This window comes from Pseudomonas sp. CM25 (assembly GCF_013179705.1).
Lineage (GTDB): Bacteria > Pseudomonadota > Gammaproteobacteria > Pseudomonadales > Pseudomonadaceae > Aquipseudomonas.
This window is the reverse complement of sequence record NZ_JABMCW010000655.1, coordinates 1-1,191: the sequence shown is the minus strand read 5'-3', so window position 1 is coordinate 1,191 and position 1,191 is coordinate 1. Positions and strand designations below refer to the sequence as shown.

General features: G+C 68.1%; 1 protein-coding gene. It reads left to right on the top strand.

From position 1 onward, the window contains the following. Positions 1–32: 32 nt before the first annotated feature. Complete coding sequence (bcsZ, locus tag HP546_RS30420; RefSeq protein WP_172233640.1) at positions 33–1,148, top strand: cellulose synthase complex periplasmic endoglucanase BcsZ; 1,116 nt, start codon at positions 33–35, stop codon at positions 1,146–1,148. Positions 1,149–1,191 lie beyond the last annotated feature (43 nt).

Here is a 1,191-nt window from a genome sequence, read left to right as displayed (position 1 = left end):
GCTGGCCGACGTCGGTTGGGTGAGGCGGCCTGATGATGCGACCATTGCTGACAGGGCTGGTCGCCCTGGGCCTGCCTGTTTTCGCCAATGCCGGGGCGGCCTGCTCGTGGCCTGCCTGGGAGCACTTCAAGGCCGAACTGGTGAGCGTGGATGGCCGGGTCATCGACCCGAGTGACGCGCGCCTGATCAGCACTTCGGAAGGGCAGAGCTATGCGCTGTTCTTTGCCCTGGTCGGCAATGACCGTCCGGGCTTCGCCAAGCTGCTGCGCTGGACCAGCAACAACCTGGCCGAGGGCGACCTGGCCCGGCATCTGCCGGCCTGGTTGTGGGGGCGCAATGGCCAGCGCCAGTGGCAGGTGCTGGACACCAACAATGCCAGTGACGCCGACCTGTGGATTGCCTACAGCCTGCTCGAAGCCGGGCGGTTATGGGACGAACCGGCCTATGCGCAACTGGGGCAGCGGCTGTTGTGGCGCATCGCCGCGCAGACCGTACGAAAACTACCGGGCCTGGGCGTGATGCTGTTGCCGGGTGACTACGGCTTCGAGGATGCCAGCGGCAGCCGCCTGAACCCGAGCTATCTGCCGCTGCAACTGCTCGACCGCTTCAGCCTGGTGGACCCGTTGTGGGGCGAGCTGGCGGCCAACAGTCGACGTGTGTGGCTGGCTTCTTCACCCAAAGGCTTTGCCCCGGACTGGCTGTTGTGGACCCCGGCCGGTGAACCGGCATCCGACCCGCAACACGGCAACGCCGGTGACTATGACGCTATCCGCGTGTACCTGTGGGTCGGCATGCTGGCCGAGGACGCGGCGCAGCGGACCGAGCTGCTGGCCCACTATGCGCCGATGGCGGCATTGACCCACAGTCAGGGGCGCCCACCCGAGCGCGTGGATGCGCGCAGCGGCGCCGCCACCGGGCATGGCCCGGCGGGCTTTTCGGCAGCGTTGCTGCCACTGCTGGCAGCGTTGCCCGAGCACGCGGCGGCGTTGGCGCAGCAGCGCCAGCGCCTGGCCGAACAACCGGTGGAGCCCAAGGCCTACTACAGCCAGGTGCTGGCGCTGTTCGGCCAGGGCTATGACCAAGGCCGTTATCGCTTTGCCGCCGACGGCCGCCTGTTGCCCGCCTGGAGCCCGTCATGCAGCGAGTAATCGGCGTGCTGATGCTGGCGGCGATCAGCTGCCAGGCCCTCGG